The organism is Ensifer adhaerens, from assembly GCF_002940685.1.
GTDB classification, from domain to species: Bacteria; Pseudomonadota; Alphaproteobacteria; order Rhizobiales; family Rhizobiaceae; genus Ensifer; species Ensifer adhaerens_E.
Genome location: NZ_PNFP01000011.1, coordinates 70,668 through 86,210, shown reverse-complemented (window position 1 = coordinate 86,210; position 15,543 = coordinate 70,668). Strand labels below are relative to the sequence as shown.

Below are 15,543 nucleotides of genomic sequence, written 5' to 3'. Positions count from 1 at the left end.
TTATTCCGTTTTATTCGAAAGCGCAGCGGGAGTGCCGCTTTCGGAATGAGTGAGCGCAATCCGGCATTGCGTCCCTGGCAGGAGAAGGTGTCGCCGGGGCACCATTGTGGAGGAGAAGGACAATGAAGAAATTGGTACTAGGCACGGCGCTCGCCGTGATGATGTCGACAGCAGCCCATGCCGAAACCATCGGCGTATCCATGGCGCTTTTCGACGACAACTTCCTGACGGTCTTGCGCAACGGCATGTCCGACTACGCCAAGACGCTCGACGGCGTCGAGCTGCAGATCGAAGACGCACAGAACGACGTTTCCAAGCAGCAGAGCCAGATTCAGAATTTCATCGCCGCCGGTGTAACCGCCATCATCGTCAACCCGGTTGATACCGATGCGACCGCCGCCATGTCGAAGATCGCCGCAGACGCCGGCATAGCGCTCGTCTACGTCAACCGCGAGCCGGTCAACGTCGACACCCTGCCGGAAAAGCAGGCCTTTGTCGCCTCGAACGAGCAGGAATCCGGCACGCTGCAGACGCAGGAAATCTGCAAGATGCTCGGCGGCAAGGGCAAGGCCGTCGTCATGATGGGCGAACTCTCCAACCAGGCCGCCCGCATGCGCACCAAGGATATTCACGATGTGCTTGCGACCGACCAGTGCAAGGGCATCGAGATCGTCGAGGAGCAGACCGCCAACTGGTCGCGCACGCAAGGTTCCGACCTGCTGACCAACTGGCTGTCGGCCGGTCTTGAATTCGACGCCGTCATTTCCAACAACGACGAAATGGCGATCGGCGCCATCCAGGCGCTGAAGGCTGCCGGCCGTTCGATGGACTCGGTCGTCATCGGCGGCATCGACGCAACGCAGGACGCTCTGGCGGCAATGGCTGCGGGTGACCTCGACGTGACGGTGTTCCAGAACGCCGCCGGCCAGGGCAAGGGCTCGGTCGACGCCGCGCTGAAACTCGCCAAGGGCGAGCCGGTCGACAAGAAGGTCTACATCCCCTTCGAGCTGGTGACCAAGGACAACCTCGACAAGTATCAGGCGAAGAACTGATTGCCGAAATCGGGAGCGCGGGAAAACCCGCGCTTCCGTTCAGGAATGCAGGTCCGACCGCAAATGTCTGCGTCCAATGGATGCCGCACGCGGTAGAATAGGCTGGTCACCCGCCAGCGATGAGGACTTTTCTGCGACAGGCGGAAACGACGGGGAGGCAAGAAACATGACGCTCAGTCCGACAACGATGGCAGCCGTGCGCGCCAGCGGCGCCGTACCCAAGGCCGAATATCTTCTTTCGGCGGAAGGTATTCGCAAGGAATTCCCCGGTGTCGTCGCGCTCGACGATGTCGAATTCAAGCTGAAGCGCGGCACGGTCCACGCGCTCATGGGCGAAAACGGCGCTGGCAAGTCGACGCTGATGAAGATCCTCGCCGGCATCTACACGCCCGACAAAGGCGACGTGAAGCTGAAAGGCGTCGAGATCCGGCTGACGTCGCCGCTTGATGCGCTCGAAAACGGTATCGCCATGATCCATCAGGAACTGAACCTGATGCCGTTCATGACGGTGGCGGAAAACATCTGGATCCGCCGCGAGCCGAAGAACCGCTTCGGCTTTGTCGATCACGGCGAGATGAACCGCATCACCGCCCGGCTGTTCGATCGTCTGAAGATCAAGATCGACCCCGAAATTGAAGTGCGCCATCTCTCGGTGGCCAACCGGCAGATGGTCGAGATCGCCAAGGCAGTCTCCTACGAATCCGATGTTCTGATCATGGACGAACCAACCTCGGCGCTGACCGAGCGCGAGGTCGCACACCTCTTCGAGATCATCCGCGACCTGCGCGAGCAGGGCATCGGCATCGTCTACATCACCCACAAGATGAACGAGCTGTTCGAAATCGCCGACGAGTTCTCGGTCTTTCGTGACGGCAAGTACATCGGCACGCATGCGTCGAGCGACGTCACCCGCGACGACATTATCCGCATGATGGTCGGCCGCGAAATCACCCAGATGTTCCCGAAAGAGGAAGTCCCGATCGGCGACGTCGTTCTGTCGGTGAAGAACCTCGCTCTTGGTGGCGTCTTCCGCGACGTCTCTTTCGACGTGCGCGCTGGCGAAATCCTGGGGATCGCCGGCCTTGTCGGTTCCGGCCGCTCGAATGTGGCCGAGACCCTCTTCGGCGTGACGCCGGCAAGCGCGGGCACGATTTCGATCGACGGCAAGACGTTGTCGATCGACAGCCCGAACACGGCGATCAAGAACCGCATGGCGTTCCTGACCGAGGACCGCAAGGATACCGGCTGTCTGCTGATCCTCGACATTCTCGAGAACATGCAGATCGCCGTTCTCCAGGATCGCTTCGTCAAGGGTGGTTTCGTCACCGAAAAGCAGATCACCGCCGCCTGCGAAGAGATGAGCCGCAAGCTGCGCGTCAAGACGCCGAACCTGCAGGAGCGGATAGAAAACCTTTCGGGCGGCAACCAGCAGAAGGTGCTGATCGGCCGCTGGCTGCTCACCAATCCGCGCATCCTCATCCTCGACGAACCGACGCGCGGCATCGATGTCGGCGCGAAGGCGGAGATCCACCGCCTCGTCACCGAGCTCGCGCGAAACGGCGTCGCCGTCATCATGATTTCTTCGGAAATGCCAGAGGTGCTCGGCATGAGCGACCGCATCATGGTCATGCACGAGGGCCGCGTCACCGGCTTCCTCGACAGGGCGGAAGCAACCCAGATCAAGGTCATGGAACTCGCCGCCAGCTGAGCGAACAGCGACCCGACGAAAGGGAGGAATGAAAATGGACACCAACATCGCCGCACAGGGCGCGAGCACTCCGCTCTCAGGGGCAAAGCGCCGCCTGCCCCCCGAATTCAACATCTTCCTGGTGCTGATCGGCATTGCACTGGTCTATGAGGTCCTCGGCTGGATCTTCGTCGGCCAGAGCTTCCTGATGAACCCGCAGCGCCTGACGATCATGATCCTGCAGGTTTCGGTGATCGGCATCATCGCGGTCGGCGTGACCCAGGTCATCATAACCGGCGGCATCGACCTGTCCTCTGGCTCCGTCGTCGGCATGACCGCAATGATCTCGGCGAGCGTTGCCCAGGCCTCCACCTGGCCGCGCGCGCTCTACCCGTCGCTCACCGACATGCCGGCGATCGTCCCCATCGGCCTTGGTATCGGCATCGGCCTGCTTGCCGGCTTCATCAACGGCCAGCTGATCGCCCGCACCAAGATCCCGCCCTTCATCGCCACGCTCGGCATGATGGTGTCGGCGCGCGGCATCTCCAAGTGGTACACCAAGGGGCAACCGGTTTCGGGCTTGACCGACCAGTTCAACTTCATCGGCACCGGCATCTGGCCCGTCATCGTCTTCCTCGTCGTCGCGATCATCTTCCACATCGCGCTGCGCTACACCCGCTACGGCAAGTTCACCTATGCGATCGGCGCCAATGTCCAGGCGGCCCGCGTCTCGGGCATCAACGTCGAGGCGCATCTGATCAAGGTCTATGCCATTGCCGGCATGCTGGCAGGCCTCGCCGGTGTCGTCACCGCCGCCCGTGCCCAGACAGCACAGGCCGGCATGGGTGTGATGTACGAACTGGACGCGATCGCCGCGACCGTCATCGGCGGCACCTCGCTGACGGGTGGCGTCGGCCGGGTCACCGGCACGGTCATCGGCACCATCATCCTCGGCGTCATGACCTCGGGCTTCACCTTCCTCCGGGTGGACGCCTACTATCAGGAAATCGTCAAGGGCCTGATCATCGTCGCTGCCGTCGTCATCGACGTCTATCGACAGAAGAACCGCAAGAAGGCCTGATCCTTAACAAGAAATACTCTCCTCCCAGTGAAGCCAACTGGCCGGGATGACGAAAGTCATCCCGGCATTTTATTTTGCCCCGCAGGCTATATCGGCAGGCTCAAGGCGTTTTCCACATATGCTTGGCGCGCAGGGCTGCCCCGGCGCACGCGCTCTGGCACATTCCTTGGCGATGCACTATATGTCAGGCGTTCAAAACCTATTGGAGACTTCCCATGTTGTCGCAGCGCAAGCTTGCGAGCCAGTTTCAGCCGCGTTTCGTTCTTCAGCTTTGGAACGCGATGCTGCGGGTACAGACCCGCGAGACAGCTTCCTTCTTCGGCCATCGCGGCCGTTAACGCGACGCTTACTCACCCCGTCCAGAGAGGCAAAGCACAGCTTGCCGGACGGGGTTGGCAGCCGGCTCTTGTCGGCGGCCTCCTGTCCGATAGGGTTCACGACATCTTGGTATAGACGTCGAGATGGTCGCTGGTGACGAACCCGTTGCGGCGGTAGAAATCGGATACCTTGCCCACGCGCTGTGAGACCAGCCAAATCCTTTCACAGCCGGCTTTTCTTGCAGCGTCGGTGATTGCGGCGAGCAGGGCTGTACCGACGCCCGCGCCCTGCGCTTCCGGCAAGACCGCAATCTCCTCAACATAGAGCAATTGGCCTTTATGGTGCCGGCGCCACGTGCCGATCGCGAAACCGACAGGCTGTACTGCGTCCAATGCCGCGGCCGCAATGCGCCGCGGAGCTGCCAGAAGCTGCGAAACACGCTCCGTGGCAGCTTCGGCTGACCAGTCTTCGTTCCACGGAGGCGCGGAGTAGGCTCGAGAGAGAATATTCGCCGCGGCATCGAGGTTTGCCTCGCCCAACGGCACGATCGGAATTGACTGCACCCAAAACCCTTTCAACACCTGCCCAACGCGCAACCGACGACACGGTCACTGCGTTCGCTGGGCTCACCACGATACTAAACCACAAGATGTACATACGCACGCGATCTACTTATGTTACGGCGTATCGTGATCAATTTGCAACCAATCTACTTCAATCAATCCCATGAAATCAGGCTGTCCCGGCCCGTTCCACTGAATCCCTACCTGCTTTTTTTGCATGACCTTCTAGTTGAGTTTCGATCAAATCTGGCACAAAGTGGCGCTAGCTTGATACGGTCGCGTACCCTTCACAGGAGCGCCTTCCGTATGCGTTCGCGACGTAAGGGGCGACATGGGTTTCAGTTTGCACACCTTCGGCGGATTGAGACTTCTCGACCCGAGCGGGCGCCAGGTTGCGTTTCCCGAAAAGGGCATGCTGATCCTTGCCTACCTGCTGACCTGCCAAAACTACGGGTCCGATCGTCAGACGCTCGCAAGATTCCTGTGGGGTGACGATGACGATGCGGTTTCGCTCTCGGCCTTGCGCAAAACCGTGTCCCGAATTCGGCAGCGCCAGGAAGAACTTGGCACGCCGTTCCTTTCCTTCTCGAAGCACCTGATCTACGTCGATCCAGGGTCTCTGTCGCTTGATGACTTGGTGTTCGAGAAGGACGAACCGGCAGAGCCATTCTTGAGGCTGATACACCTCTGCGAACTGCTGAGCAGGCCGTTCCTGGGAACGGTGACCTGCGAGAGCCGACGCTACTACGAATGGCTTGCCAATCGACAAGGTCTGCACACGGCCCTTCTCAGGGATGCGATGGAGACAGCGTTTCGGATCGCACGCACGCCGAGCGAGTATGAGATCGTCAAGGATGCAGCTCTACTGCTCTTCCGCGCCGAACCTTACGACCCGGACACCCTTCAACTGCTTCTGAAAGTGTTCAATGCGGAAAGGGAAGTGGAAGATTTCAGGCAGCTCATCGAACAAAGACGAGCCGCAATCTCGCGCGGCGTCGACACGCTGAACCTGGCGGCAGACAATGGTAGCGATGAAGCCGGCGCGCGCGAGACATCGCGTGCATCCGGTACGGGCGTGCAGGATGCCCAGCCTGCCGCCGAACCTGTGGGTGCGCCGAAGACGAGCTTCCCCAAGCTGGTGCTGCTACCGCCGCGCAATCAATCCAGCAGTCCAGAAGCGGGCTTGATGGCCGCATCCCTGATAGAGGACATTACAATCGGCTTTTGCGCATTCAACAGCCTGCAGGTGATCGCGCCGCATTCAGCCATTCGAATAGGGCACTACCAGGAAGACAAGGTCTCCTTCTTCGAAAACAATTCCGTCACCTATGTGCTTGATACCCGCATCAGCAACATTGGCGGCGAGGTAACGTTGTTCGCACAACTCGTCTTCGTTCCGGACAATGAGATTACCTGGGCCGCGCGATTTGGACTTGGCCAGGTTGATTTGGTTCGAGACAGGCGCACCCTTTCACGTCGCGTCGCACTGTCCGTCTCAAATGAAATTGAACGGCATGAAACGACCAGGGCCTTTCTTGAGCTGAACCCGGTCGCATACCACCGATATCTTGTCGGCAAGCAGCATCTCAGTCGGCTGACGCTGCCGAATTTGCGGCTCGCGCGCGAACAAATGAAAGCCGTTCTCGAAACAAGTCCCCATTTCGCGCCGGCGTTGAGCGCAGTTGCCCGTACCTATTCGAAGGAGTGGCTGTTGACCGCCCGCGGCAACATCGATCTGCTGAAGGCCGCCGAAGCGTCCGCAGCCCACGCAGTGAAGGCAAGCGGGGATCTGGCGGACGGCTATCGCGAATTCGGCGTCGCCAAATTGTTGCAGGGCGCTTTCGACGAGAGTGCCGGTGCGATGGAACTGGCGGAAATCCTGGGGCCGCACTATGCCGACGTCATTGCAGACCACGCCGACACGATGGTTCATTGTTCCCGCCCTGCAATAGCGCTCGAGAAGATCGAGCGCGCGATCGAGCTTAATCCGATAAGTCCCGACGCCTATCTTTGGACCGCAGCCGGAGCCAACTATGCGCTCGGCCAATTCGAAGACTCGCTGGATTACATCGGCAAGATGGCGGACCCCAGCCTGGCAGACCGCCTCTCGGCGGCGAGCTGGGCCATGCTGGACCAGCTCGACCGGGCACAGTTTTTTGTGCGCCGGGTTCGTGAAACGAACCCGGCTTTCGATGTCGATCAATGGTTGGCCGCGGTTCCATCAAAGGAACAATGGCACAAGGATCTCTACCGAGAGGGATTGAAGAAAGCAGGCTTCTAGCGCGCCGCGATCCCAGCGCATAAGGGCGCGCCCTAAGATTTTGAATCCAGAACATCTTTCGAAACCGGGATGTTCCCGTCTGCAATCGTAAAAGGGGGAAGTGAACCAATGGCTACAGTTGTGGTTATCAGCATAGAAGGTGAGCAAGGGCTCTGGGTCGCCGACCTGGATGCCCGCAGCGTTGTTCCTCTCGACCCGCCTCAAACGGGTGCGCTCAAGACCGTGACGGATCTTCGCGCAAGCGGCGCTATCGTGACCAAGGGCGTGAACGTGGCGGTGGTCGTGAAGTCCGCCGCGGCTGCGTCCTCAGGCCACTACGACGGCTAGCCGAAACGATCGGCATCACGTCGGACCTGTCATCGCCCGGCGCTGTGGCGTCGCGCGTCGACGGCTGTCCCAGCGAGCTAATTGTTGATCTGCGGACTGTTGCCAGTCTCCGGAAACGGCAGCCCGACAGCCAACGGCCCGGGCTGTTGGGCCGTTGCCGGAAACGTCGGCGGCTCGTCATGCCGCCGGGAAGAGGATGGTTACCCTGAGGCCACGGCCATCCGCACCGTCACTCAGGCTGGTCGTCGCACCGTAGAGCTCGGCAATCTCCTCGACGATCGGCAGTCCGAGCCCTGAGCCCGGCGCTTCGCTGCCGCCGCGCTCAAAACGCCTGAGCACCGTCTCGCGGAGTTCCGGGCGAATGCCAGGGCCGTTGTCCTCCACCTCCAGCGACACCGTGCCGTTCCGCACAAGTACGCGGCTCGTCACTTCCGCACCGCGGCCGGCATAAAGCAGCGCATTGCCGATCAGGTTCTTGAGCATCTCGCCGACAAGCAGCGGCTCGGCGCGGATGAAAGCCTCGCCCTCGCCATCAAAGCCGAGGTCGATGTCGGCGTCTCCGGCCGCCGGCACGTGTTCGGCCGTGATCTCGCGCACGAGCTGGACCAGATCGACGCGCTCCAGCGAACGGGTCTCGTCCTTGCCGGCCGCGTCGATCTTCGCCATCAGCAGCAGCTGCCCTAAGATACGCTCGGCATTGGCAACCGCCTCGTCGGCCTTCTTTACCGCGCTCCGCGTTTCCTCGATCGAGCCCGCGCGCTGCGCCAGAGCGAGTTGCGTGCGGATGATGGCGAGCGGCGTGCGCAACTGATGGCTGGCATTGCCGGTGAAATTGCGAAGCGCGTCGAGCGCCGATTGCAGACGCCCCATGAAGGAATTGACCGTATCGACGAGGCCCTGGACCTCGTTCGGAACCCGCTCGCCGATCGGATGCAGGTCGTCCGGACTGCGCTCTGAAATCGCGTCGCCCAGCCTGTAGAGCGGACGCAACGAAAACGTGACCGCGATCCAGACGATCACGGCAGCACCGGCGATCATCATGCCGAGGCGCAGCGCCGATCGGACGAGGATGGTCTGCGCCAGATGCCGGCGCGCGATCGTCGTTTCGGCAACCGTGACCACGAAGGGCACCGAGTTGATGCCGGTCGAGGCGGAGCGGCGAAGGGCGGCGATGCGGATCGGTTCGCCGCGGAAGACCGAATCCGCAAAGGTGGTCGACGCACCTGGTTCCTCCGCCAGCGACGGCAGCGTCTGGTAGCCGGTGATGAACTGGCCGGGTGGCCCGTCGACGCGGTAGAAGACCCGGTCCTGCGCGGCCGATGTCAGCATTTCGAGCGCGACATAGGGGATGTCGACTTCGAGCGATCCGTCCTCCGCCACGACCACGCGCTCGGCGATGGCGAGCGCCGAGCCGGCAAGCACGCGGTCGGAGACGACGTTGGCGGTCGTCACGGCCTCCCGGTAGGTATCCGTCAGTGCGATGACGCCGATCACCACAGTCGAGATCAGCAGCCAGCCGAGCAGGCGCCGGCGGAGGGAGTAGACCGCCGCCCTCATTCCGGCCCGGCCGCCTTGTCGAGATAGTAGCCGATGCCGCGGGCCGTGCGCACGGTCAGCCCGTGCGGTGCGAGCCGCTTGCGCAGGCGGCTGACATACTGCTCGATCGCATTCGGGCTCAGATCATCGTCGAAACCGGTCAGCGACTGCATGATCGCATCTTTGGCCACCACCTTGCCGGCGCGCATGAACAAGAGCTCGAGCAGGCCGAGCTCACGCGCCGGGATTTCGATCGGCGCACCGCCGGACGAGAAGCTGCGGGTATTGAGATCGAGCGAAACATTGCCGTAGCTGACCGTCGAAGCCCTGAGACCCGCCTGCCGGCGCAAAAGCACGCGCACGCGCGCTTCGAGCTCTCCGACGTCGAAAGGCTTGATCATGTAGTCGTCGGCGCCGAGGTCGAGACCCTTGATGCGCTCTTCGGGCGCCCCCCTTGCCGTCAGGATCAGCACCGCGGCGCGGTTCTGGCGGGCGCGCATCGCCCTCAGCACATCGAGGCCATCCATCTCCGGCAAGTTGAGGTCGAGAATGACGAGGTCGAACGTCTCGGTGGCCGCCACCGCATGCGCAGATGCGCCGTCGCTGACGACATCGACGGCGTAGCCCGCGCCACGCAAGATAGCCGACAGCCCCTCGGCCAGGTCCTGGTTGTCCTCAACAAGCAAGATGCGCAATTATCATCACTCCCCCGACCACCTTATCCGCCGATGCCTTGCTTGTGAACGGTGAGACACTGAGGCATTGTGGATTCATGCGGTTCTTGATTTCTTTTCTTTTTTTCGCCCTTTGTCCCCAGCTGCTCGTTGCGGCCCCGATCATATTCCCGGCCCTTTCCGGCAAACCGGACGCGCGCACGCTGGTCGTCTATTCCTCGCTCGACGAGCCGCTGGCAAAGCCGATGATCATCGGTTTCCAGCGGGCCAATCCGGACGTCGCCGTGCGCTACGAGGACATGCTGACCGGAGAAATCTACGATCGCATCATCAAGGAGACCGACGCCGGGACGAACACGGCGGACTTCGCCTTTTCGTCCGCCATGGACCTGCAAGTCAAGCTCAGCAACGACGGTTACGCCCAGCGCAGCGATCTGCCGATGAGCGACCGCTGGCCGGCCTGGGCCAACTGGCGCAACACGGCTTACGCGCTGACCTTCGAGCCCGCCGTCTTCGTCTACCACAAGCCGAGCTTCACCAAGGAAAAGCCGCCGTCGACGCGCGCGGAATTTGTCGACTATCTGAAGCGCCAGGGGGCGAGCGTCTTCGGCAGGATCGGGACCTACGACATCGAGCGGTCCGGCGTCGGCTTCCTCTTCATGTCGCGCGACCAGGAGCAGTTCGGCGACATATGGGACGTCATTCAGGCCATGGGCGCGGCAGGCGTCAAGCTTTACTCCACGAGCGAAGCGATCCTCGAGCGTGTCGCCGACGGGCGCTTCGTGCTCGGCTACAACATCCTCGGCTCCTATGCGGCGGACTGGGCGGCACGCCACCCGGACGTGGGCATCGTTCTGCCGAAGGACTACACCGTGGTGATGTCCCGCATCGGTCTCGTCCCGCAGGCCGCCGCCTCCCCCGATCTCGGCCGACGCTACCTGGAGTTCTTCATGTCGAAGGAGGGCCAGACGATCATGGCGCGGGAGTTGCAGATCCCCGCCGTCAGCCCCGAGGTCGCCGGCGAAAATACCGCCAACACCATGCAGGAGATGCTTGGCGGCCAATTGCGGCCGGTCCCCGTAAGCCCGGGACTGATGGTCTATCTCGATCAGGTAAAGCGCTCGCGGCTGATCGCGAAATGGAACGAGGTCTTGCGGCTCCACTGACGGCTGCGGTCGGAAGCGAGGTTCCCCGCCTCGTCGCCGCAGCACGTGGCCTCACGCCTTCTTGCGTGAGCGCCCGGAACGTGAGGTCTGCACGGAGAGGTTCAACTCGACGGCGGCAAGGATCAACGCCTTCAGCGCCTCTTCGTCGATCGCCTCGCCTTCATGGATATCGATGGCGCGCCGGACATTGCCTTCGAGGCTGGAGTTGAACAGACCGGTCGGATCCTGAAGCGCGGCTCCCTTGGCAAAGGTCATCTTCACCACCGCCTTGTAGGTCTCGCCGGTACAGATGATGCCGGCATGTTCCCAAACCGGGACGCCCCGCCATTTCCATTCCTCGACGACGTCGGGATCGGCTTCCTTGATCAGCTTGCGGATGCGCGCCAGCGTCGCGCCGCGCCAGTCACCGAGTTCCGCGATCCTCGCGTCGATCTGCTTGGAGGCTGAAGCGGCTTCATCCGCCACGTCGGTCTTCTTAGCCTTGGTCGTCGCCTTCGCCATCGTCTTCCCTCTCCTGTCATTTTTCCCGCAGCCCGGCGTCGGGTCGAGCCGGCTGAAACCTGTCTCCGCCTTGTCGGCGGCGCCTCACCATACCTAGGCCCAGTCCAGCCGGCGGCAATATCAGATTCGCGATTCGTGCTCTGCCGCGAAATCCGGTCACCGGGTTCGCTCACCTGGACACGGCAGACAGGCAACATCCCTGGTCAACACGCGCAAGAACCTAAGATTCCGTAAACGGCATGTCAGGAATTTCGCGTTCGGGGCTTGATGTCAGCTAAATGTCAGCTTTCTATGATGGCTTAAGGTCACTGGCACCCCGTGGAGGCGGGACGCCGGTTGCGTACTGGGAGGAAGCCACCAATCCGGTCAAGCGATAAGGGTCAAAAGAACCCGTCGCCGTCTTCCCGTTCGCACACAGCAACAACGTGCGCGGTGAAAACGCGCCTCACGGAGGACTGACCTTGAAACATATTTTCCTCGCAACGATTCTCGCCGGCGCCATGTCGCTCCCGGCAGTTGCCGCTGATTACACGATCATCGCTCCGGCAAACCCGGGCGGCGGCTGGGACCAGACGGCCCGTTCGCTGCAGACCGTCATGCAACAGGAAGGCATCTCCGGCAACGTTCAGGTTCAGAACGTACCGGGCGCCGGCGGCACCATCGGTCTCGCGCAGTTCGCAAGCCAGCAGAAGGGCAACCCGAACGCCCTGATCGTCGGCGGCTACGTCATGGTCGGTGCGATCCTCACCAACAAGTCCCCGGTCACCCTGAAAGACGTCACGCCGATCGCGCGCCTGACCGGCGAATACGAAGCCGTCGTCGTACCGGCCTCGTCCGAGATCAAGACCATGGGCGACCTCGTCGAAGCCCTGAAGAAGGATCCGGGCGCCGTATCCTGGGCAGGCGGCTCTGCCGGCGGTACCGACCACATCGCCGTTGGCCTGATTGCCAAGGCTGCCGGTGTCGACCCGACCAAGATCAACTACATCGCCTACTCCGGCGGCGGTGAAGCGCTTGCCGCTATCCTCGGCAGCCAGGTTACCGCAGGCGTCTCGGGCTACGGAGAATTCGAATCGCAGGTCAAGGCCGGCACGCTTCGCCTGCTCGCCGTGTCGAGCGCCGAGCGCATTGCCGGCGTCGATGCTCCGACGCTGAAGGAAGCGGGCGTCGACGTCGTCGTCGAGAACTGGCGCATGGTCGCAGCCGCTCCTGGCCTCTCGGACGAGCAGAAGGCTGCCGTTTCGGCCGACATCGAGAAGCTCGCAAAGTCCGCTGGCTGGCAGGAAGTGCTGAAGACCAAGGGTTGGCAGGACAGCTATCTCGCCGGTGACGCCTTCAACGTCCAGCTCGACAAGGACGTTGCGGCGACCGAAGGTGTTCTCAAGGACATTGGACTGGTGAAATGACCAAGGGGCATCACCCTTCAAGTGCAACGCGTCGCCCGGATCGGGCGGCGCTCTTCATCGCGGCGGTCCTCGCCGCTATCGCTGGACTCATTTTCTGGGATGTGTCGCGCCTGACCGGGGCTGCCGGCTATTCCCAGGTCGGACCGACGACGGTCCCCTATGCGATCGCCTGCTGTCTTTTGGGCCTTGCGATCTGGACCGCGATCGAAGCATTTCGCGGCGATTTTCCCGAGCGCGAGCGCCAGGAAGTCGCTCCGGTTATCTGGATCGTCGGTGGCCTTGCCGCCCAGATGCTGCTGCTCAACGTCGCGGGCTTCTCGATCGCCACCGGCATTCTGTTCGCGTTGACCGCACGTGGTTTCGGCAAGCGCAAGCTCTGGTTCTCCCTCCCCGTCGGCATTGCGATCTGCTTTGTCGTGTGGGTGATCTTTGCCAAGCTCCTGCTCCTGTCGCTGCCCGCGGGGCCGCTTGAACGCCTGTTCTTCTAAGAGGGCCGACGACCATGGCTACTTTTGAATTCCTGCTGCAGGGATTGCTGGTTGCTGCGCAACCGATGAACCTGCTCTACGCGCTGATCGGCGTGACGCTCGGCACCGCCGTCGGCGTGCTGCCCGGCATCGGCCCGGCGCTGACCGTGGCGCTCCTGCTGCCGGTCACCTACCGGCTGGATCCCGGTGGCTCGCTGATCATGTTCGCCGGCATCTATTACGGCGGCATGTACGGCGGCTCGACCACGTCGATCCTGCTCAACACCCCCGGCGAAAGCGCGTCGATCGTGACGGCGCTCGAGGGCAACAAGATGGCGCGCGCCGGCCGCGGCGGCCCTGCGCTCGCAACGGCTGCAATCGGCTCGTTCGTCGCCGGTCTGATCGCCACGCTCGGTCTTGCCTTCATCGCGCCCTATATCGTCAAGCTGGCCCTGGTTTTCGGTCCGCGCGAATATTTTGCGCTGATGGTTCTCGCCTTTGTCACCGTCTCCTCGGCCTTCGGCGATTCCACCCTTCGTGGCCTGACGTCGCTGTTTGTCGGCCTGGCGCTTTCGATTATCGGCATCGACCAGTTGACCGGACAGGCGCGCCTTTCCTTCGGTGTTCCGGAACTTCTTGACGGTATCGAGGTCACGACACTCGCCGTTGCGATGTTTGCCATCGGCGAGACGCTTTACATCGCCGCCCAGGGCGACAAGGGCCCCGACAAGGTCGAGGCCGTGCGCGGCTCGATCTGGATGAGTGCGGCGGACTGGGCGCGCTCCTGGAAGGCGTGGCTGCGCGGTACCTTCATCGGCTTCCCGATCGGCGCCATGCCGGCTGGCGGCGCCGAGATCGGCACGTTCCTGTCCTATGCCGCAGAAAAGCGCCTGACCAAGCACCCCGAAGAGTTCGGCAATGGCGCGATCGAAGGCGTCGCCGGCCCGGAAGCGGCCAACAACGCATCGGCTGCCGGTACGCTCGTGCCGCTCTTGACGCTTGGCCTGCCAACCACGGCGACCGCGGCGATCATGCTTGCCGGCTTCCAGCAATATGGCCTTCAGCCCGGACCGCTGCTGTTTGCGACCAATCCGCAGCTCGTCTGGGGCCTGATCGCCAGCCTGCTGATCGCCAACTTCATGCTGCTGGTCCTGAACCTGCCGTTGATCGGCCTCTGGGTGAAGCTGCTGACGGTTCCGAAGCCGTGGCTCTATGCCGGCATCCTGCTGTTCGCCACGCTCGGCACCATCGGCGCCAACCCGTCGGTCTACGAACTCGGCATGCTGCTCGCATTCGGCCTGCTCGGCTATGCCATGCGCATCTTCGGATATCCGATCGCCCCTGTGGTTGTCGGCCTGATCCTCGGACCGCTCGCCGAACAGCAGCTGCGCCGTGCGCTCGCAATCAGCCAGGGGGACTACTCGGTGCTGTTCACTTCGCCGATCGCAGCCGTGCTGTTGATCATCGCCGCCGCTGCGCTGATCGTGCCCCTGATCCTGCGGGCGCGCGGGCGTGGCGAGGTTCTTTCGCAGCTGGCAGCGAACGAAGACTAATAGCGCCCCCTCCCAAGGCCTATCCGCGGGCCCGGCCGGTTTGATGACCGGCCGGGCCTGCTTCCGTTGCATGGCTGGGGTGTCCAATTGTGCATTGCAATATGACCCGTAACCCCCCATCTTTTGCTCATCGAATAGAAAACGAAAGCGAGCAAGACGATGGCTACCACAACTTACCACAAGGGTTTCATCGGCCGCGCCTTCGCAGTTCTCGGCGCTGCTAGCGCTGCCGCCGCCGCTGTCGAAGGTCACCGCCGCCCGAAGGCAAGCGACCTGCGTACGCTGGGCATCGACCCGGCAAACTTCCCGGATACGCGCCGCGGCTAACGAATTTCGGCGTGCCTCAAGGCGCGCCCTATCCTCCCAGGGATGAAACGGCTCGGGGTCGAGAGACCGCCGGGCCGTTGTGTTTTCCGATAGCTGGAAAACGCGGCGCGACGCCGGCGCCAGCCCCGATCAGGGTTGATAGGACTTGCTCCGTTTGCATGGCTGACGTGCTTGATTGTGCATTGCAAAAAGACCTGACAAACCCCATCTTTTGCTCATCAAAGAGAAAACGAAAGCGAGCAAGAAGATGGCTACCACAACCTCCCGCAAGGGTTTCATCGGTCGTGCATTCGCAGTTCTCGGCGCTGCCAGCGCTGCCGCCGCCGCTGTCGAAGGCCACCGCCGCCCGAAGGCGAGCGACCTGCGTACGCTGGGCATCGACCCGGCGAACTTCCCGGACACGCGCCGCGGCTGACAAATTCCAGCACTCCGAGGAGTGCCTTATCCTCCCAAGGATGAAACGGCTCGGGATCCCAGAGATCTCCGGGCCGTTTGTACGTTCGGCCGTTAGCGCCCCTTGCCGAAAACCTGTTCCAAGGTAGAGGGCCGGGCACGTCGGTACAGATAGCCGCACAGCGCGTACGCGCCAGCGGGAACACCACGG

The 15,543-nt window shown here is 62.3% G+C and carries 16 protein-coding genes; 12 read left to right on the top strand and 4 right to left on the bottom strand.

What is annotated here, in order from left to right:
• Positions 1-122 precede the first annotated feature (122 nt).
• From C1A35_RS21305 to C1A35_RS37100, 4 genes are all read left to right on the top strand, one after another.
• Positions 123-1,052 (top strand): sugar ABC transporter substrate-binding protein, encoded by a 930-nt coding sequence (locus tag C1A35_RS21305; RefSeq protein ID WP_104666257.1) that lies wholly within the window; start codon positions 123-125, stop codon positions 1,050-1,052.
• A gap of 166 nt (positions 1,053-1,218) precedes the next feature.
• Positions 1,219-2,760 (top strand): sugar ABC transporter ATP-binding protein, encoded by a 1,542-nt coding sequence (locus tag C1A35_RS21300; RefSeq protein WP_104666256.1) that lies wholly within the window; start codon positions 1,219-1,221, stop codon positions 2,758-2,760.
• 34 nt (positions 2,761-2,794) lie between these two features.
• On the top strand, positions 2,795-3,820 hold the full coding sequence (locus tag C1A35_RS21295) for an ABC transporter permease (RefSeq protein ID WP_104666255.1): 1,026 nt from the start codon (positions 2,795-2,797) through the stop codon (positions 3,818-3,820).
• Between the two features lie 215 nt (positions 3,821-4,035).
• On the top strand, positions 4,036-4,158 hold the full coding sequence (locus tag C1A35_RS37100; protein ID WP_255381084.1) for a hypothetical protein: 123 nt from the start codon (positions 4,036-4,038) through the stop codon (positions 4,156-4,158).
• 96 nt (positions 4,159-4,254) lie between these two features.
• Here the strand turns inward: C1A35_RS37100 and C1A35_RS21290 are convergent, their stop codons facing one another.
• On the bottom strand, positions 4,255-4,716 hold the full coding sequence (locus C1A35_RS21290; RefSeq protein WP_234822937.1) for a GNAT family N-acetyltransferase: 462 nt from the start codon (positions 4,714-4,716) through the stop codon (positions 4,255-4,257).
• Positions 4,717-5,032: 316 nt separating this feature from the next.
• Between C1A35_RS21290 and C1A35_RS21285 the strand changes: the two genes are divergently transcribed.
• Positions 5,033-6,982, top strand: coding sequence for a hypothetical protein (locus C1A35_RS21285; protein ID WP_104666254.1), 1,950 nt, complete (start codon positions 5,033-5,035; stop codon positions 6,980-6,982).
• 108 nt (positions 6,983-7,090) lie between these two features.
• Positions 7,091-7,309, top strand: a complete 219-nt coding sequence (locus tag C1A35_RS21280; protein WP_104666253.1) for a hypothetical protein — start codon at positions 7,091-7,093, stop codon at positions 7,307-7,309.
• Between the two features lie 177 nt (positions 7,310-7,486).
• On the opposite strand, the gene C1A35_RS21275 is transcribed toward C1A35_RS21280, so the two are convergent.
• Complete coding sequence (locus C1A35_RS21275; protein WP_104666252.1) at positions 7,487-8,866, bottom strand: sensor histidine kinase; 1,380 nt, start codon at positions 8,864-8,866, stop codon at positions 7,487-7,489.
• The gene (locus C1A35_RS21270) at positions 8,863-9,540 is read right to left on the bottom strand and encodes a response regulator transcription factor (RefSeq protein ID WP_104666251.1); all 678 of its coding nucleotides are present in this window, start codon (positions 9,538-9,540) and stop codon (positions 8,863-8,865) included. Before C1A35_RS21270 ends, C1A35_RS21275 begins: the two co-directional genes overlap by 4 nt.
• Positions 9,541-9,617: 77 nt before the next feature.
• On the opposite strand from C1A35_RS21270, the gene C1A35_RS21265 reads away from it, so the two are divergent.
• Positions 9,618-10,685, top strand: coding sequence for an ABC transporter substrate-binding protein (locus C1A35_RS21265; protein WP_104666250.1), 1,068 nt, complete (start codon positions 9,618-9,620; stop codon positions 10,683-10,685).
• Between the two features lie 51 nt (positions 10,686-10,736).
• Here the strand turns inward: C1A35_RS21265 and C1A35_RS21260 are convergent, their stop codons facing one another.
• The gene (locus C1A35_RS21260; RefSeq protein ID WP_104666249.1) at positions 10,737-11,186 is read right to left on the bottom strand and encodes a DUF1801 domain-containing protein; all 450 of its coding nucleotides are present in this window, start codon (positions 11,184-11,186) and stop codon (positions 10,737-10,739) included.
• Positions 11,187-11,647: 461 nt separating this feature from the next.
• Between C1A35_RS21260 and C1A35_RS21255 the strand changes: the two genes are divergently transcribed.
• The 5 genes from C1A35_RS21255 (at position 11,648) to C1A35_RS21235 (ending at position 15,354) form a co-directional block, all read left to right on the top strand.
• Entirely contained in the window at positions 11,648-12,592 is a 945-nt protein-coding gene (locus C1A35_RS21255) for a Bug family tripartite tricarboxylate transporter substrate binding protein (RefSeq protein ID WP_104666248.1), read from the top strand.
• Complete coding sequence (locus tag C1A35_RS21250) at positions 12,589-13,080, top strand: tripartite tricarboxylate transporter TctB family protein (protein ID WP_104666247.1); 492 nt, start codon at positions 12,589-12,591, stop codon at positions 13,078-13,080. Before C1A35_RS21255 ends, C1A35_RS21250 begins: the two co-directional genes overlap by 4 nt.
• A gap of 14 nt (positions 13,081-13,094) precedes the next feature.
• Positions 13,095-14,612, top strand: coding sequence for a tripartite tricarboxylate transporter permease (locus C1A35_RS21245; protein WP_104666246.1), 1,518 nt, complete (start codon positions 13,095-13,097; stop codon positions 14,610-14,612).
• A 159-nt stretch (positions 14,613-14,771) separates the two neighbouring features.
• Positions 14,772-14,939: a hypothetical protein gene (locus C1A35_RS21240; RefSeq protein ID WP_089045897.1), complete on the top strand. Its 168-nt coding sequence runs from the start codon at positions 14,772-14,774 to the stop codon at positions 14,937-14,939.
• Between the two features lie 247 nt (positions 14,940-15,186).
• Positions 15,187-15,354 carry a hypothetical protein gene (locus C1A35_RS21235; RefSeq protein WP_104666439.1) on the top strand — a complete coding sequence of 56 codons (168 nt, stop codon included), beginning with the start codon at positions 15,187-15,189 and terminating at the stop codon, positions 15,352-15,354.
• Positions 15,355-15,543: the final 189 nt, after the last annotated feature.

What these genes read in the sequence shown, in the direction of transcription:
- C1A35_RS21240 (WP_089045897.1), top strand. Translation starts at nt 14,772, where the DNA reads ATGGCTACCACAACTTACCACAAGGGTTTCATCGGCCGCGCCTTCGCA.
- C1A35_RS21245 (WP_104666246.1), top strand. Translation starts at nt 13,095, where the DNA reads ATGGCTACTTTTGAATTCCTGCTGCAGGGATTGCTGGTTGCTGCGCAA.
- C1A35_RS21260 (WP_104666249.1), bottom strand. Translation starts at nt 11,186, where the DNA reads ATGGCGAAGGCGACGACCAAGGCTAAGAAGACCGACGTGGCGGATGAA.
- C1A35_RS37100 (WP_255381084.1), top strand. Translation starts at nt 4,036, where the DNA reads ATGTTGTCGCAGCGCAAGCTTGCGAGCCAGTTTCAGCCGCGTTTCGTT.
- C1A35_RS21300 (WP_104666256.1), top strand. Translation starts at nt 1,219, where the DNA reads ATGACGCTCAGTCCGACAACGATGGCAGCCGTGCGCGCCAGCGGCGCC.
- C1A35_RS21285 (WP_104666254.1), top strand. Translation starts at nt 5,033, where the DNA reads ATGGGTTTCAGTTTGCACACCTTCGGCGGATTGAGACTTCTCGACCCG.
- C1A35_RS21275 (WP_104666252.1), bottom strand. Translation starts at nt 8,866, where the DNA reads ATGAGGGCGGCGGTCTACTCCCTCCGCCGGCGCCTGCTCGGCTGGCTG.
- C1A35_RS21235 (WP_104666439.1), top strand. Translation starts at nt 15,187, where the DNA reads ATGGCTACCACAACCTCCCGCAAGGGTTTCATCGGTCGTGCATTCGCA.
- C1A35_RS21265 (WP_104666250.1), top strand. Translation starts at nt 9,618, where the DNA reads ATGCGGTTCTTGATTTCTTTTCTTTTTTTCGCCCTTTGTCCCCAGCTG.
- C1A35_RS21295 (WP_104666255.1), top strand. Translation starts at nt 2,795, where the DNA reads ATGGACACCAACATCGCCGCACAGGGCGCGAGCACTCCGCTCTCAGGG.
- C1A35_RS21250 (WP_104666247.1), top strand. Translation starts at nt 12,589, where the DNA reads ATGACCAAGGGGCATCACCCTTCAAGTGCAACGCGTCGCCCGGATCGG.
- C1A35_RS21305 (WP_104666257.1), top strand. Translation starts at nt 123, where the DNA reads ATGAAGAAATTGGTACTAGGCACGGCGCTCGCCGTGATGATGTCGACA.
- C1A35_RS21280 (WP_104666253.1), top strand. Translation starts at nt 7,091, where the DNA reads ATGGCTACAGTTGTGGTTATCAGCATAGAAGGTGAGCAAGGGCTCTGG.